At 67.0% G+C, this 15,647-nt stretch carries 14 protein-coding genes; 4 read left to right on the forward strand and 10 right to left on the reverse strand.

Annotation, left to right across the window (positions count from 1 at the left end; genetic code table 11):
* The 6 genes from LQF10_RS18510 to LQF10_RS18535 form a co-directional block, all read right to left on the reverse strand.
* Positions 1–621 (reverse strand): methylated-DNA--[protein]-cysteine S-methyltransferase, encoded by a 621-nt coding sequence (locus tag LQF10_RS18510; RefSeq protein ID WP_231065319.1) that lies wholly within the window; start codon positions 619–621, stop codon positions 1–3.
* Positions 618–1,097 carry an RNA polymerase sigma factor gene (locus LQF10_RS18515; RefSeq protein WP_231065320.1) on the reverse strand — a complete coding sequence of 160 codons (480 nt, stop codon included), beginning with the start codon at positions 1,095–1,097 and terminating at the stop codon, positions 618–620. Before LQF10_RS18515 ends, LQF10_RS18510 begins: the two co-directional genes overlap by 4 nt.
* 67 nt (positions 1,098–1,164) lie before the next feature.
* The gene (locus tag LQF10_RS18520) at positions 1,165–1,632 is read right to left on the reverse strand and encodes a hypothetical protein (RefSeq protein ID WP_231065321.1); all 468 of its coding nucleotides are present in this window, start codon (positions 1,630–1,632) and stop codon (positions 1,165–1,167) included.
* A gap of 46 nt (positions 1,633–1,678) precedes the next feature.
* Positions 1,679–2,449 (reverse strand): sulfite exporter TauE/SafE family protein, encoded by a 771-nt coding sequence (locus tag LQF10_RS18525; protein WP_231065322.1) that lies wholly within the window; start codon positions 2,447–2,449, stop codon positions 1,679–1,681.
* A 72-nt stretch (positions 2,450–2,521) separates the two neighbouring features.
* Positions 2,522–3,112 carry a TetR/AcrR family transcriptional regulator gene (locus LQF10_RS18530; protein WP_231065323.1) on the reverse strand — a complete coding sequence of 197 codons (591 nt, stop codon included), beginning with the start codon at positions 3,110–3,112 and terminating at the stop codon, positions 2,522–2,524.
* A gap of 34 nt (positions 3,113–3,146) precedes the next feature.
* Positions 3,147–4,691: an MFS transporter gene (locus LQF10_RS18535; RefSeq protein ID WP_231065324.1), complete on the reverse strand. Its 1,545-nt coding sequence runs from the start codon at positions 4,689–4,691 to the stop codon at positions 3,147–3,149.
* Between the two features lie 132 nt (positions 4,692–4,823).
* On the opposite strand from LQF10_RS18535, the gene LQF10_RS18540 reads away from it, so the two are divergent.
* The 3 genes from LQF10_RS18540 to LQF10_RS18550 all read left to right on the forward strand — a co-directional run bounded on the left by LQF10_RS18540 (position 4,824) and on the right by LQF10_RS18550 (position 9,781).
* Entirely contained in the window at positions 4,824–5,723 is a 900-nt protein-coding gene (locus LQF10_RS18540) for a glycoside hydrolase family 43 protein (protein ID WP_231065325.1), read from the forward strand.
* 125 nt (positions 5,724–5,848) lie between these two features.
* Positions 5,849–6,631: a MerR family transcriptional regulator gene (locus tag LQF10_RS18545; protein WP_231065326.1), complete on the forward strand. Its 783-nt coding sequence runs from the start codon at positions 5,849–5,851 to the stop codon at positions 6,629–6,631.
* Between the two features lie 411 nt (positions 6,632–7,042).
* Positions 7,043–9,781 (forward strand): DUF8487 domain-containing protein, encoded by a 2,739-nt coding sequence (locus LQF10_RS18550; RefSeq protein WP_231065327.1) that lies wholly within the window; start codon positions 7,043–7,045, stop codon positions 9,779–9,781.
* 80 nt (positions 9,782–9,861) lie between these two features.
* Here the strand turns inward: LQF10_RS18550 and LQF10_RS18555 are convergent, their stop codons facing one another.
* The 4 genes from LQF10_RS18555 to lpdA form a co-directional block, all read right to left on the reverse strand.
* Positions 9,862–10,776, reverse strand: a complete 915-nt coding sequence (locus tag LQF10_RS18555) for a carbohydrate ABC transporter permease (protein ID WP_354002603.1) — start codon at positions 10,774–10,776, stop codon at positions 9,862–9,864.
* Positions 10,773–11,906 (reverse strand): carbohydrate ABC transporter permease, encoded by a 1,134-nt coding sequence (locus LQF10_RS18560; protein WP_231065328.1) that lies wholly within the window; start codon positions 11,904–11,906, stop codon positions 10,773–10,775. Before LQF10_RS18560 ends, LQF10_RS18555 begins: the two co-directional genes overlap by 4 nt.
* Positions 11,903–13,264: an ABC transporter substrate-binding protein gene (locus tag LQF10_RS18565; protein ID WP_231065329.1), complete on the reverse strand. Its 1,362-nt coding sequence runs from the start codon at positions 13,262–13,264 to the stop codon at positions 11,903–11,905. The genes LQF10_RS18560 and LQF10_RS18565 overlap by 4 nt, the downstream gene beginning before the upstream one ends.
* 249 nt (positions 13,265–13,513) lie before the next feature.
* Positions 13,514–14,911: a dihydrolipoyl dehydrogenase gene (lpdA, locus tag LQF10_RS18570; RefSeq protein WP_231065330.1), complete on the reverse strand. Its 1,398-nt coding sequence runs from the start codon at positions 14,909–14,911 to the stop codon at positions 13,514–13,516.
* A 128-nt stretch (positions 14,912–15,039) separates the two neighbouring features.
* Here lpdA and LQF10_RS18575 point away from each other — a divergent pair, with 128 nt between their 5' ends.
* A complete protein-coding gene (locus tag LQF10_RS18575; RefSeq protein ID WP_231065331.1) occupies positions 15,040–15,585 on the forward strand; it encodes a GNAT family N-acetyltransferase in 546 nt (181 codons plus the stop codon).
* Positions 15,586–15,647: the final 62 nt, after the last annotated feature.

Genomic DNA, 15,647 nt, shown 5'->3' on the forward strand with positions numbered 1-15,647 from the left:
TCAGGTTCGTTCAAGCGCGAGGAGTGCCTTCTTGGCGGGGAGTCCGCCGCGGTAGCCACCCAGCGCGCCGTCACTGCGCACCACCCGGTGGCACGGCACCAGCAACGGCACCGGATTGGTGGCGCAGGCCGATCCCACCGCGCGCATCGCCCGCTCGGATCCGGCAGCGCGGGCAACCTCGGCATAACTGGCGGTGCGCCCGTAGTCGATCATGGGCAGCTGCTCGAGCACGCGACGCCGGAAGCCGGTGGCCAGGCTGAGGTCGAGTGGCACATCGAACCGGCGGCGGCGGCCCGCGAAGTATTCCTCCAGCTGACTGGCGGTGGCATCGAGGCGACTGGGAGCGGCGAGTACACGCGCACTGACGCGGTCAGCGAGATCGGACAGAACGCCGTCGAACCCTTCGGAGGCGAAGGCCACGCGCACCACGCCACGTTCCGTGGCGGCCAGGAGCAAGGGCCCGACGGCGGAATCAAGAGTGCGGTAGGCCACGTCCAGCAACCCGCGCTGCTGGGCGTCACGGGCGAACCGGGCGTGCAGGTCGCTCAGTTGCCTCTCGCTGACGGTAGGACTGAGGTGGGCCAGGTCGGCTGGCAGGTCAGGGGTGGTGGGGGGCATCATCGGGCCATCTCCTTGGCATAGGTCCGGCGCAGTCGTGCGATCCCATCAGAGGCCGCACGCCGGGCGGCCGCCGGGTTGCTCTCGAGCAGCGCGGCGACCTCCGTATACGGCAGACCGGCGATGTGGTGATAGACGACGGCGGCCTGCTGCGTCGGAGGCAGGTCACCGAGGGCTTCCCACAGATCTCGCTCCCACCCACCGGGCTGACCCTCACGTGTGGGACGTTCGGGGAGCCGGTCGGTGGGGTGGGTGCGGGAGCGTGCTCGGGTGCGGTGGGTGTCGATTGCTTTACGTCTGGCGATGGTCACCAACCAGGCCTGCACATTCGCGTCAGCAGGCAGGTCCGGATAGGCGGTCATGGCGGCGAGGAAGGTCTCCGACCACGCGTCGTCCGCATGGTCAGGCCCCGCCACGGCACGGCATACGCGGAGCACGGTGGCTCCGTGCTCGGCAACGACGCTCTCGAAAGGTGTCACATCACGTAGACGCACGGGAAGCGCAGCATGTGAGGTACGGTCCCTCGATCCGATGCCGTGCGCTCACTCACGTCTGCTCCACGGAAAGGTCGAGCACCTCAGCCACAGTGACGGGTTCGAGTTCGCTGCCGTCGGTGCGCACGATCCGGCGGTCGCCGAGCGGACCTTCGAGCCACACGGTCTCCACCACCGTGTAGAGATCGTCCGTGCAGCCCTTACCGAACTGACGGGTCCCGGTCGGATCCACGCGGCGACCATCGAGCAGCACGGTGTCACCCGTCTCGGTGACCTCGACGCCGAACGGTTCGTGGCAACTCGACGAACCCACCTCGTACCGGATGAGCAGAGCGCGATCGTCGTTGATCACGGCTGCGGAGGTGACTGCCGTCGAGGCGACCACCGGGAATCCGATCGCCACAGCGTAGATGCCGGCCAGGGTGGCGAGCACGGCCGCCCCGGCGACCACCCACATCATCAAAGCGCGCAGGCGGGTCCGTCGCTCCTCGGGGAGCCTCGCGTCCTCGCCGGTGCCCATGCACCCATCATCCCCCGGGCTGCCATGATTCGACAGCCTGACCTGCTCAGAGGAGGAGGTACCCGGCCCCGGCAATCGTGAGCACGATGACCAATCGCTCGAAGAGCACCTGATTCATCCGGGAGACCAGCCACCGTCCGGTGAACGCGCCGACGACGACGGCGGGCACGAGGGCGAGATCCATCACCAGGATCGGCCCGGTGATCAGCCCCAGCCCCACGGAGAACGGCAGTTTGACCAGGTTCACGACGGCGAAGAACCATGCCGCCGTGCCCAGGAACGTCCTCATGGAGAACCGTGAGACGAGGAAGTACATCGACATCACCGGTCCGGCCGCGTTGGCCACCATCGTGGTGAATCCGCCGAGTGTGCCGTAGATGGCGGATTGGGTGCGCCGGGCACCACGGGTCGGCGGCGCAGGTTCGGTGACCGGCGCGCCGCCGCGAGGACCGGCCGCCCGGCGGCGCCACAGGGTGATGCCGATAACCAGGAGGAGGATCACGCCGATCACCCGGCGCACTTCGGCGTCATCGGCCAGGGCGAGGAAGACCACTCCGAGGAGGAGCCCGGCGAGGACGGTGGGCACCAGGCGCCGCAGCACCGCCCAGTCGGCGTGCTTACGGTAGGCCCAGATCGCGAAGGCGTCGGCCACGATCAGCAGCAGAAGCAGGGCGCCGGTGGATTCACGCGCAGGAAGGAGCGCGGCGAAGATCGCGATGGAGATGGTGTTCGCGCCAGGCAGGGCGGTCTTGGAGATGCCGACCAGAACGGCGGAGACGGCGAGCAGCGCCCAGGCAACCAGGCTCATCTCGGGCATGGTCGACCTCTCCCCGGCTCCCTCGGAATGTGAACGGGCGCCACGGTAGCGCCGAGGACCGGGCTCGTGCGTTCAGTGACCGGGTGCTGGTCTGCCGAGCGACTGGCCGAGTGTGTGCGCGAGGACCCGGTGAACATAGTCGACATCGGCGGGGATGCTGTCGATCAGGATCGCGGCGCACAGACCATCGGAGGCCGCGGCGAGCGCGGCGATGGCCTGGGGATCATCCGTGAGGCTTGCGGCAAGCACGGAGACGTCCTCCCGCCATCGGCGGGCCACCGGTGCCAGCGCTGGCCGACGGGCTGCGAGCGTGCACAACTCGCGTTCGGCAAGGGCCCGTTCACGTCCGGGGCCGGCGGATTCCACCAGGAGCTCAGCCAGTCCGCGCAACTTGTCACCGGGTTCATCGATGATCTGACGCACCCGTGCGGTGTATGTATCGGCCACGCTACTCAGTGCCGCGACGAGGAGTTCGTCCATGCTGGCGAAGTAGTAGGTACTCAGGGACGTGGTGATGCCGGCTTGTTCGGCCACGGCGCGGTGGGTGAGGCCGGCGGCACCGTCTCGCATGACGACCGCGAGCGTGGCCTCGATGATCTCGGCGCGGCGCTTATGACCTCTGGCGCGGCGGCCGTCGGTGCTGTGGCCCTCGTCATCGTGCATACGCCCTCCCGGTGTTCCAGGCTAGTCGAGCGCGTCAGTGCTGGGTGGCAGCCGCCTCATCGTCCTGCCCGAGCGGGCGCACATGCCGTAACACCGTCAGGCACAGCACCGTCGCGACAACGATTGTTGCCCCAGCCACTGCGGAGGCGGCGTTCACGCCGACCGTGAACGCCTCCTGTGCCTCCACCACCACGTCAGCCGGCACCCGGTCCGCAACGGAGAGCGCCCCGGCGAGACTGCCGCTCACCCGCTCAGCAACCTCGGGCGCCGCAGCTGCCAGCGGCTCCATGCGGGAACTGTAGACAGCCGTGGTGAGGCTGCCGAGCAAGGCGATACCCACGGCCACGCCCAGCTCTTGGACGGTCTCCGACATCGCCGCAGCCGAACCCGACTTCGACGCCGGAGCGACCCCCACCACCATGTCGGTACCCAACGCCGCGATGGCACCGAGGCCGAGGTAGATGAGGGCGAAGCCAGCAACGACACGACCAGCCTCACCGGGGCTGGCGCTCGCGAGCAGGAGGTATCCGAGCACCGACACCGCGAGCGTGAACGCCATCACCTGGCCCGGGCGCACCCGGCGGGCGATCAACGGGGCGCCGACGGCGGCCGCCAGCATTGCCAAGGCGGGAGGGCCCATCCACAGGCCCGCGACAAAGGGCGTGAGACCTTCGACGAGCTGGAGGTACTGGGTGACCAGGTACATGGTTCCACCGACCCCCACGAGCCCCAGCAGCAGGACAGTCAGGGCGCTGGCCAGGGCGCGATGGGCAAAGAGCGTGACGTCCAGGAGCGGGGAGGCCAAGCGTCCTTGCCTGCGAACGAAGGCCACGCCCGCGATAACGGCTGCGAGGAGCAGCGTTGCCATGAGCACGTCCACACCGCTGGCCGCAGCGTGTTTGACGGCGTAGATGGCGGGCAGAATCGTCAGCAACGACAGGGCGACGCTGGCCAGGTCGATCCGGCCGGCCTGAGCGTCGGCGTACTCGGGCAGCAGCCGCCGGGCACCGATCAGAACGACGAGGGCGATGGGGATAGCGATCAGGAAGGCCGCGCCCCACCAGAACCTCTCCACCAAGGCACCGCCCACCACTGGGCCTGCCGCCATTCCGAGCGCGAACATCGTGGCCCACACCCCGATCGCGACCGCACGCTGGCGTACGTCGGGGAACATATTCGAGATCAGCGACAACGTGGAAGGCATCAGCGTCGCGCCGGCGATCCCCAACAGCGCCCGGGCTACAATCAGCAGCTCGGCTGTGGGTGCGAACGCCGCGAACAACGAGACGAGCGCGAAGGCCGTCATCCCGATCAGGAGCAGCCGGCGGCGCCCCATCCGATCGCCCAGCGTGCCCATCGTGATGAGGAAGCCCGCGATGAGGAAGCCGTAGGCATCCATGATCCACAGGGTCTGCGTGGCGGTGGGTTCCAGTGCCGCGGCCATGCTGGGCAGCACCAGGTAGAGCACGGTGACGTCCAGACCCAGCAGCAGCGTGGGCAAGGCCAACAAGCCCAGCCCGGCCCATTGCCGCGCGTCTGCGCGTGACCGGCCCGCTGGGGCGACATCGTTCTGCAACATATTTGAACGATAGAACAATTAGGATGTTCATTCAAATAGTCGGCGCTGCCGCAGCGACTTCACCGCACCCCACTCACCCACTCACCCACTCACCCACTCACCCACTCACCCGGGCCGAATATCCTGCACGGCATGCCATGCCTTGCCGACATTCAGATCCGCGACCCCTTCGTCCTCACCGCCCCTGACGGCGAGTACTACCTGTACGGCAGCACAGACCCGAACATCTGGTCCGGTCCGGGCATCGGGTTCGACACCTATCGCTCGACGGATCTCGAACACTGGGAGGGCCCGATCCCGGCATTCCGGCCACCGCCGGGGTTCGTGGGCACCACCGAGTTCTGGGCGCCCGAGGTGTACGCCTACCGCGGCCGCTACGCGATGTTCGCCACCGTGAACGGCCCGGATGTGCTGCGCGGTACGCACGCGTTCATCGCCGATACGCCCGCCGGCCCGTTCCTGCCGCACAGTGACGGGGCGTTGACGCCACCGGCATGGCAGTGCCTGGACGGCACGTTGCACGTGGACGCCGACGGCGATCCGTGGATGGTCTTCTGCCACGAGTGGCAGCAGGTGCACGACGGCGGGATGCATGCGGTGCGGCTGACGCAGGACCTGCGTGCCGCCGTTGGCCGCCCACAGTTCCTCTTCAACGCGTCCGAAGCCCCGTGGGCACATGACGTGCGAGCCAGCATGGTGGCGGAGAAGGCGGCCACGTACCGGTTCGCGTGCTACGTCACCGACGGCCCTTTTCTGCACCGCACGCCGGAGGGGACTCTGCTGATGCTGTGGTCCACGATGGGCGCGACGGGGTACACGATGGGACTGGCCCGCTCGAGCAGTGGACACGTCAGAGGACCGTGGGAGCAGCTCGCAGAGCCGTTGTGGGACCGCGACGGCGGGCACGGGATGGTGGTGCGTACCCACGACGAGCGGCTCCTGGTCACCTGGCACGAACCGAACAGCACCCCGGATGAGCGCGCTGTGCTCCGCGAGATCGTCGACGACTCCGGCCGGCTGCGGCTGGCCTGACGCACCCCGGCGCCCTCGCCACCACGATCGTCGATGGGCCGCTGCCACACCCACACCCTTGAGGGCTTGACTTTGACGTGACGTCAACGTCAACACTGATGTGTGTTCGGAACTGAAGGAGCGTCATGACGGAGTTCGACGAGTGGTCCATGCATGAGATCACCCGCACGACTGGCACGACGAGCCGCACCCTGCGTCACTACGACCAGATCGGCCTGCTCCCCCCGTCCCGGATCGGTGCCAACGGGTACCGGTACTACGACACCGACGCACTCGTGCGACTGCAGCGAATTCTGCTGCTGCGCGAACTCGGGCTCGGGCTGGCCGCCGTCAGGGACGTCCTTGACGGTGACCGGAGCGAGACCGATGCCCTCCGCCTCCATCTGGAGCTGCTCGAACTCGAGCGCAGCCAGTTGGACCGCCGGATCGCGTCGGTGCGTACCACTTTGACGAAGAGAGAAGGAGGTGAACAACTCATGGCAACCGAGATGTTCGACGGTTTCGATCACACGCAGTACAAGGACGAGGTGACCGAGCGGTGGGGACGCGAGGCCTGGAAGTCGAGTGACGCCTGGTGGCGCTCGCTCTCCGCAGCACAGAAGGCGCAGTTCCAGGCGGAGCAGCAGCAGATCGCTGCGGATTTCATCGCCGCCCATGAGAACGGGCTGGACCCTGCAGATGAGCAGGTCCGGGCGATCGCGGAGCGGCACCACCGCTGGCTGAGCAGCCCGGTCTCGCCGGTCACCAAGGGCTACTACCTGGGGCTGGCGGATATGTATGTGGCCGACCCGCGGTTCGGAGCGAACTACGAGCGTGACGGCGGCGCTCAGGCGGATGACCGCAGCGGCGCCGAGTACGTGCGTGAGGCCATGCGCGCGTACGCCGAGACGGCCGAGTTCACGCCGTAGCCGGACTCACCCCGCCATCCGCCGCCGATCGCCGACGTGTGCGGCATCTCCTGAGCGCAGGACGTCGCACACGTCGCGTTCGGCAGCGGCGCGGTCGCACGGGTGGATATCACGGCGGGTATGACTCGTCCCGGCGGATCATCGAATCGTCCAGCCTCAGCGCCGGATCATCCCTTCACTACCACCACGGGGCTCCCTAGCATCGACAGTGCCTCCTCGAGATGCCCCGGCACGGGTCATCGCTGCGCCTACACCTGGCCCTGACCTCCACCGCTGAAGGACGTGCTCCATGCCTGACCACTCCCGCGCTCCCGATCTCACCCACGACACCGAACCCATCGATCGGATCCTCGATCTGGCCGGTGGGTGGGACTGCGCCCTCGACCGCGACGGCGTCGGCGAGCTCGAGCAGTGGTTCCGTCGCGATCTTCCCGGCGAGCCCACAACGATCACCCTTCCCGGATCCATCCAGCACCAGGTCTCGGCGATCCCGTCACCGTCGACACCCCGTGGACCGGCGGCATCGTCGACCGCTCCTACTTCACGGACGACGTCTATGCCCCCTATCGCGAGCCTGGCAACATCGCCGTCCCATTCTGGCTGCAGCCGCAGGTGTACTACCAGGGCGCAGCATGGTTCCAGCGGGAGATCCACGTTCCCGAGGACTGGCAGGACAGCCGGGTCGAGCTTGCTCTGGAACGCGTGCACTGGGAATCGACCGTCTGGGTCGACGACGACCGCATCGACTCCGAACGAAGCCTGACGACGGCGCACCGGTTTGACCTGGGCGTGCTCTCCCCGGGCACCCACCGCCTCACGATCCGCGTCGACAACCGGGCCGTCGTCGACGTCGGCCCGAACGCGCACAGCGTTTCCGATCACACGCAGGGCAACTGGAACGGCGTTGTCGGGGCGCTGACCCTCACCGCCCAGCCCGAGGCGAGGATCAGCCAGGTGCGGGTGTTCCCCGAACTCGCCACTCGCTCCGCCCTGGTGAAGGTGGACATCGCCGCCGGCAGCCGCAGTGCAGGCACCGGGCGCGTCGAGGTCACCGCGCGCTGTCATCGCGCAACCGGCACCGCCGGCATCACCGACGTCGGCCCGGTCACCGCCGAGTTCGAGGCCGAGTATGGCCGCGACCTGAGCGAGCGTGGCCTGACTGCCAGCGGCGCGCACGTGGACGTCCACCTGCCGCTCGGTGAGGACGCAGCCACCTGGGACGAGTTCGACCCGGCGTTGTACGAGGTCACAGTGCGACTCACCACCGAGATCCACGGCACCGAAAGCCGCGACACGGTCCGCACCACCTTCGGGCTGCGGGAGATGTCCACCGACGGTACCCAGGTGACGATCAACGGCCGCCGGACCTTCATCCGCGGCACGCTCGAGTCTTGCGTCTTCCCGCTCACGGGCTACCCGCCCACCGACGTCGGCTCGTGGCGCGAGATCGTCGCCACCGTGCAGGCGCACGGGCTCAACCTGCTGCGCTTCCACTCCTGGTGCCCACCCGAGGCTGCCTTTGTCGCCGCCGACGAGGCAGGGCTCTACCTGCAGGTCGAGGGCCCGATCTGGGCGAACCAGGGCGCCGCCATCGGTGAGGGACGGCCCGTGGACGTCTTCCTGGCCGAGGAGACCCGGCGGATCCTGCGCGAGTACGGCAACCATCCCTCGTTCGTGATGATGGCGCACGGCAACGAGCCGGGCGGCCGTGACGTCGAGCACCTCACCGCCTGGGTCATCGGCTGGCGCGCGCACGACCCCCGCCGCCTCTACACCACCGGTGCCGGCTGGCCGGCCGTCGCCGAGAACGACTTCGACAACATCCCCCACCCGCGAGCGCACCGCTGGGGCGAGGGGCTGCAGTCGCGCCTGAACGGCCGCCCACCGGAGACCGAGTCCGACTACACCGAATGGGTGCGCGATCGGCCGGTGATCAGTCACGAAATCGGGCAGTGGTGTGCCTACCCGGACTTCTCCGAGGTCGAGCGCTACACCGGTCTGATGCGGCCAAAGAACTTCGGCATCTTCGCCGACTTCCTACGGGAGGCGGGCATGGCCGACCAGGCCGAGGAGTTCACCCGCGCCTCCGGCAGGCTCCAGACCCTGTGCTACAAGGAGGACATCGAGGCGGCGCTGCGCACCGAGGGCTTCGGCGGCTTCCACCTGCTCGGACTGTCCGACTTCCCCGGCCAGGGCACTGCGCTGGTTGGGGTGCTCAACCCGTTCTGGGAGTCCAAGGGGTACTGCACCGCCGAGGAGTTCTCCCGCTTCTGTGGGCCGACGGTGCCACTGGCACGCCTTCCCCGCCGCATCTGGGCCGCCGACGAGCAGATCACCTTCGATGTTCAGGTAGCCCACTTCGGCCCCGCTCCCCTGCATGCGCAGGTGCGCTGGAGCCTGCGAGCCGACGACGGCGCACCCCTGCTGGACGGTGTCGTCGCCGAGCAGGAGATCACTGTGGGCAACGGCACCCGGCTGGGGCCGGTGGTCGCGCCGGCCACTGGTCTGACCGCGCCTGCCAGGGTCACGCTGGTGGTCACGATCGCGGACTCCTCCGGTGCCGTGCACGAGAACGACTGGGATCTGTGGGTTTACCCTGCGGTCGACGTCGAGCCGTCCGGGCTGGTGACCACGTCCGATGTGCAGCACGCCATTGACCGAGCCACAGCGGGCGAGGACGTGCTGCTCGAGCTCACCCCGGACAGCATCGGCAACGACATCGCGCTCGGATTCACCCCGGTGTTCTGGAACACGGCGTGGACGAAGGGGCAGGCTCCCCACACCCTCGGCATCACCCACGATCCGACGCACCCGGTGTTCGGCGCCTTCCCGAGCGAGGGCCACACGTCCTGGCAGTGGTGGGAGCCGCTGCACGGCGCCCGTGCGATGCTGCTCGACGGCTTGCCAGGCTCGCTGCGCCCGCTCGTGCAGCCGATCGACACGTGGTTCGAGACGCGCCGCCTGGGCTGCCTGGTCGGGGCCCGGCTCGGCGAGGGCAGGATCGTTGTCAGCTCCCTCAACCTCGATCCGGGCGCCGACCGGCTCGCGGCCCGGCAACTGCGGGCCAGCCTCCTGGCCTACATCGGCGGGCCTGCGTTCGCTCCGACGGAGGCGATCGACGCCGGTCAGCTCCGCAGTCTGCTGCGTTGACGCAGCGACATCCCTCGTCGTTCTCGTTGCTGTGCCGTGACCAGAACGAGGAGAGATTTCGCTGTTGGGGGTGTTGCGGCCTATCCCTTCACCGAACCCGAGGTGAGGCCACGGACGAAGAACCGCTGGAGCAGGAAGAACACCAGGATCGGCAACGCCATCGAGAAGAAGGCACCGGCCGAGAGGAGTTCCTCACCCTGCCCCTGGGTACCGAGCAACTGTTGCAGCTGCACGATGACCGTGGCATTCGAGGGCGCCAGGAACAGTTTGGCGATGAGCAGGTCGTTCCACACCCAGAGGAACTGCAACGTCGCGAACGCCGCGATCGCGGGCATCGCCATCGGCGCCACCAGCAACCAGAAGGTCTGGTAATGACTGGCACCGTCGATCTTGGCCGATTCCACCACGGAGTAGGGCAGCGTGGACATGTAGTTGCGCAGTGTGTAGACGCACAACGGCATTCCGAAGCCGGTGTGCAGCAACCACACGGCCACGAACTCGCCGGAGATCCCGATCCCGTTCGGCCCCAGCAGGTTCAGCATGGGCTGGAAGGCCACCTGGATCGGCACCACCATAACGCCCACGATGATCACGAACAGGGTCTCCTTGAACCGGAAGTTCAGGAAGGTGAAGGCGTACGCCGCGAACGCGGCGAACATGATCGGCAGGATGGTCGCGGGTACCGCGACCACCACCGTGTTGAGGAACCCGACGCCCATATCTGCTGCGCCGGTGAACACGCCCACGTAGTTGTTCCACGTCCAGCCCTGGCCGAACGGGTCGGCGATCACGGTCCACCAGCCGCTGGAGACGATGTCATCGCGGCTGCGCAGTGAGTTGATCAGCAGGCCGAGGGTGGGGATCGACCACACGATGGCGAGCACGACGGTGACGATGATGGACGTCCAACTACGGCGCCGTCCGTCCTTCATATACGAGGGTTGGCGCTTCACCTTGGGTTTGGGTGTTGCGGGCACTGGCGCGGTGGCGGTCATCGGGCCCCCTCCTTCCGGTAGTGCCGCACCTGATAGATCAGGATCGGGGTCACGAGCAGGAGGAGCACCACCACGATCGCGGACGCCCGGCCGGCTCGCTGGAACGTGAACAGCTCCTGGAAGAACAGGTTCGCGATCACGTTCGTGCTCGCTTGCCCGTTGGTGAGCACATAGATGATGTCGAAGACCTTCAGCACCAGAATCGTCACGGTGATGAAGACCGTGATCATGGTGCCCTTGATCTGCGGGATGATCACCTGGAAGAAGACCTGCGGCTCGCTTGCCCCGTCCATCCGGGCCGCTTCCAGCGTTTCCTCCGGCACACCCTTGATACCGCCGGAGAGCAGGATCATGGCGAAGCCGGCCTGCATCCAGATGAGGATCACCATCATCAGGAACGAGTTCAACCGCAAGGTGTCGAGGCGGATCCAGTTCTGCGCATCCCCGCCGAGGGTCGTCACGATCGCATTCAAGAGACCGATGTCTTCGTTGGGGCTGTAGATCTGGATGGCCCAGATGGTCGACGCCGCCACGAACGAGATCGCCATCGGCAGGAAGATGAAACTCTTCGCCACCTTCTCACTCTGAGCAGAGAGCCGATCGGCGAACAGTGCCACGACCAGGCCGACCACCACGGTGAGCGCCGGCACCACGATCAGCCACAGTGCGTTGTTGGTGAGCGAGAGCCAGAACTCGCCACTGGCGAAGATCGCCGCGTAGTTCTCGAACCCGATATACGCCGTGCTGTCATTGTTCGCGAAGCTGTAGTTGATCGTCTGCAGCGTCGGGTAGACGAGCACGAGAGCGAGCAGGAAGAACGACGGCAGCACGAAGACGTACGGGATCACACCCTCAGAGAGCCGCTGCGGCATCCCCTCGATGAAGACGTTCACGAAGTAGAACAGCAGTGCCGCCCCACCGACACCGGCGATCATGCCGACAACGGCCATCAGGAGCCGATTGTCGAAGAACCATTCGGGGTAGTAGGCCAGCGCCAGGAAGACGTTCCCGGCCGCCCAGGCCACCACGACGGCACCGACCGCACCGATGACGAGGCGCAGCGGACGGGCGCCACCGACCGTCATCGGTGGCGACTCATCGGCCGCGACAGGTGTCTGTGTCGCGGTCACGACTCCTCCTCTTCCCCGTCAGCCGGCCAGCTGGCCTCGATCTCGGCGGTGACCTCCTCCGCCGGTTTCCCGTTCAGCCAGTCGACCATGCCGGTCCAGAACGTTCCGGCGCCCACGGCGTTCGGCATCAGGTCCGAACCGTCGAAGCGGAACACATCGGCTTCGGCCACGATCTCCGCGGTACGCCGCGTGACCTCATCCGGGTAGAGGCTGGTATCGAAGGTGGCGTGCGGGGAGAGCCACCCACCGGCCTGCGCCCACGGTCCACCGAACTCGGGCGAGGTGAGGAACTCCATGACGGCGATCGAGTCCGGGTCATTGCCGTTCATCAGCGCGGCGAGGTCGCCGCCGCCGAGGATCGGCTGATCGGTGTAGTCGCCGGAGGCCGCGCGCGGGAACACGAACAGTCCGACTTCCTCGTCCAGGTTCTCCTGGATGTCCGAGGGCATGAAACCGGTGATGAAGTTCCCCTGGCGCTCCATCAGGCACTGCGGCGGATCCTCGAATGCCGGCAGGATGGACTCGCTGAACGGTGTGGCGATGATGTTCGAGGTCCCGCCAAGCACGTTCCCCTCCGCGAACACGAGCTCACCATAGGCATCGAACGCTTCCACCACACGCGGGTCATCGAAGGGGATCTCATGCGAGGTCCACTGGTCGTAGATGTCCGGACCGTGCAGACGGAGCATGTACTCCTCGATCCAGTCCGTGCCCACCCACCCGGTGGCCTGGTCGGAGTTCCACCCCATGCACCACGGGGCGATGTCATCGGCCCGGATCTCCTCCTGGACCGCAGCGAGTTCCTCGAGGGTCTCCGGCTCGGTGTCGTAGCCACCTGCCTCGTAGGCATCGTGGGGGTACCACACGATCGATTTGACCGCCATCCGCATCGGCGCACCGTACGGGAGACCGTCCGATGCCTCCGAGGCATCCAGGAAGCCCGGCACCAGCGTCTCCTCCAGGGCGGGAACGTCCAGGTAGAAGTTGATGGGCTCAACGGCACCCGCATCGGCCTGCTCGATCAACCCGCCCGGCTGTGGAAAGATCGCGATGTCGGGCGCCTGACCTGAACCGGCTCGCGCACGAATGGTGTTCGTGAAGTCCTGATCGGAGGTGTACTGGATATCGATCCCGGTTCGATCCATGAACTCCTCGAGTGAAGCCTCGAAACCCTCTGCCTCCGCCCCACCGAAAGCGCCGAGCACAGTGACTACACCATCGCCGTCGGTCTCGGCATTGTCCGCACCGGTCCCGCGATCACTCCCGCTGCCCGGCGGTTGCAGACAGCCTGCCAGGAGCAACGCTCCCGTCGCGGCCAGGCTGGTGGCCGCCACCTTCTGGCGCACAGACAGCGTCATCTGCAGACTCCTTCGTCCGATTGCGCAGGCCGCTACGACCCACTGCTGTGCACGGTAGCCCTGCCTCCGGGATTCGGCATGGCCAAATCCGCCTCGATGCAGACCGTTGCCGAATCGAGACATCCAGCCGGATCGATGTGCACGTTCACACCCCGGAACCACGGCAACAACAACGGGCGACGGCGGAGGTGAGCTCCGCCGTCGCCCGTGGCGTTGGCATGTGGCCGGGCGCCGTGCGCCCGAGGTGACCTACAGGTTCAGCATGTGCCCGGCGATCCCGTGCACCGCTTCCTTCACGGACTCACCCAGGGTGGGGTGGGCGAAGACATTCCGGGCCACCTCATCTGCGGTGAGGTCCCACCGCTGCGCGAGGGTGAGCACCGGGAGCAGCTCGGTCACATCCGGGCCGATCAGGTGCGCGCCGATGATCTCGTTGTACTGCGCATCGGCCACCACCTTCACGAAGCCGACAGGCTCACCCAGGCCCATCGCCTTGCCGTTCGCGGAGAACGGGAACTTGGCAACCTTGACCTCGTACCCCTTCTCCTTCGCCTGTTCCTCCGTGTAACCGAAGGAGGCGATCTGGGGCTGGCAGTACGTGGCGCGTGGGATGAAGTCGAATTCGATCTCCTGCGTCTCGGCTCCGCTGATGGTCTCGGCGGCCACCACACCCATCGCCTCAGCGGTGTGGGCGAGCATGAGCTTGCCGGTGACGTCACCGATCGCGAAGACGTTCTCCACATTGGTGCGTCCGCGCCCGTCCACCACGATGGCGCCCCGCTCAGTGGCCACCCCGATGTTCTCCAGGCCGTAACCCTCCAGGCGCGGGGCGAACCCGATCGCGGAGAGCAGCCGGTCGGCCTCGAGCACCTGCTGCTCGCCACCGGCGGCCGGGCTCACGGTCACCTTCACACCAGAGCCGGTGTCTTCGACGGCTTCGACCTTCGTGGAGGTGAGAACCTTCACGCCGAGCTTCTTGTAGTGCCTGGCGAGTTCCTTGGAGACCTCTGGATCCTCGGTGGGCACCATCCGGTCGAGGTACTCCACGATGGTCACGTCCACACCGAAGTTCTTCATCACGTACGCGAACTCCACGCCGATGGCGCCGGAGCCGGCGATGATGACCGAACCTGGCAACTCCTCATCGAGGATCTGCTCCTCGTAGGTCACCACGTTCTTGCTGAGTTCCACACCGGGCAACTTCTTCGTGGTGGCACCGGTGGCGATGATCAGGTGATCGAAGGTGAGCTCCGAGGTGGAGCCGTCCTCGGCGTCCACGGACATGGACGTGGGCGAGTTGATCGTGCCCCAGCCGTCCACCTCGGTGATCTTGTTCTTCTTCATCAGGAAGTGCACGCCCTTGACGATGCCGGCGGATACCTTCCGGCTGCGGGCGTGCGTGGGCCCGTAGGCCATCGAGGCATCTCCGGTGATGCCGTATTTGTCCTTCTCGTGGTTCAGCGTGTGTGCCAGTTCGGCGTTGCGCAGCAGTGCCTTGGAGGGGATGCAGCCCACGTTCAGGCACACACCACCCCAGTACTGCTTCTCCACGACGGCGACGTTCAGCCCCTCCTGGGCCGCACGAATCGCTGCGATGTACCCACCGGGGCCTGCTCCGAGAACAACGAGGTCATAGTGTGAAGTCACACTGACGACTGTACTGGCGTGACGCCACCGATGCGCCCCCTCATGGTGAGCCCTGCATCACAGGCCGTGAAGCATCTCACCGAGCGCCCCCTGGGCAGGCGGCGGCATACGGTCTACGGTGGCGGGCGATGTCTGGTAAACCTGCGCCGTCCGTGCGCCTGCGCCCGCTGGTCGATGCCGATGTGGCCATGCTCTCCTCATGGGCCCTCGATACCCGGTTCCGCGAGTTGGCCGAGTGGTCGCCTGATTTGTCGGTGGCCGAGTACCGGGCGTTCTGGCGTGACCTGATCGCCGCTCCGCCCCCCGGCCTGCTCCGGCTCGGGGTGGAGTGTGCAGACGAACTGTGCGGGTACGTGGATCTGCACGGGCCCTCCGAAAGCGTGAAGGAACTGGGGTTCCTGGTCGGGCCGCTGGAACGGTGGGGGCGCGGGCTCGGCACAGCCGCAGCAGCAGCCGGGCTGGCGTATGGGTTCGATTCGCTCGGGCTACAGCGCGTGTGGGCCGAGGCGTACGACACCAACTCCGCCTCCCTCCGGATCCTCGCCCGTCTCGGCATGGTCGAGATCGGACCCGGCGAGAGCGGCATGTTCGACGGCCGCCCGACCACATATCGTCAGTTCGCGCTGAGCCGGGAGCAGTGGCTGCCCGGCCCAGTGCCGGTCTCAGCCCGATAGCCACGTTCGCGCACGACGGCCCCGCGCGCGAACGGGTAGCCCCGTGGGGGACGCTCGAGGGC

The sequence above is a fragment of the Ruania halotolerans genome (assembly GCF_021049285.1).
In the GTDB taxonomy this organism is placed as follows: Bacteria; Actinomycetota; Actinomycetes; order Actinomycetales; family Beutenbergiaceae; genus Ruania; species Ruania halotolerans.

What these genes read in the sequence shown, in the direction of transcription:
- LQF10_RS18575 (WP_231065331.1), top strand. Translation starts at nt 15,040, where the DNA reads ATGTCTGGTAAACCTGCGCCGTCCGTGCGCCTGCGCCCGCTGGTCGAT.
- LQF10_RS18535 (WP_231065324.1), bottom strand. Translation starts at nt 4,691, where the DNA reads ATGTTGCAGAACGATGTCGCCCCAGCGGGCCGGTCACGCGCAGACGCG.
- LQF10_RS18565 (WP_231065329.1), bottom strand. Translation starts at nt 13,264, where the DNA reads ATGACGCTGTCTGTGCGCCAGAAGGTGGCGGCCACCAGCCTGGCCGCG.
- LQF10_RS18525 (WP_231065322.1), bottom strand. Translation starts at nt 2,449, where the DNA reads ATGCCCGAGATGAGCCTGGTTGCCTGGGCGCTGCTCGCCGTCTCCGCC.
- LQF10_RS18510 (WP_231065319.1), bottom strand. Translation starts at nt 621, where the DNA reads ATGATGCCCCCCACCACCCCTGACCTGCCAGCCGACCTGGCCCACCTC.
- LQF10_RS18540 (WP_231065325.1), top strand. Translation starts at nt 4,824, where the DNA reads ATGCCATGCCTTGCCGACATTCAGATCCGCGACCCCTTCGTCCTCACC.
- LQF10_RS18545 (WP_231065326.1), top strand. Translation starts at nt 5,849, where the DNA reads ATGACGGAGTTCGACGAGTGGTCCATGCATGAGATCACCCGCACGACT.
- LQF10_RS18555 (WP_354002603.1), bottom strand. Translation starts at nt 10,776, where the DNA reads ATGACCGCCACCGCGCCAGTGCCCGCAACACCCAAACCCAAGGTGAAG.
- LQF10_RS18520 (WP_231065321.1), bottom strand. Translation starts at nt 1,632, where the DNA reads ATGGGCACCGGCGAGGACGCGAGGCTCCCCGAGGAGCGACGGACCCGC.
- LQF10_RS18530 (WP_231065323.1), bottom strand. Translation starts at nt 3,112, where the DNA reads ATGCACGATGACGAGGGCCACAGCACCGACGGCCGCCGCGCCAGAGGT.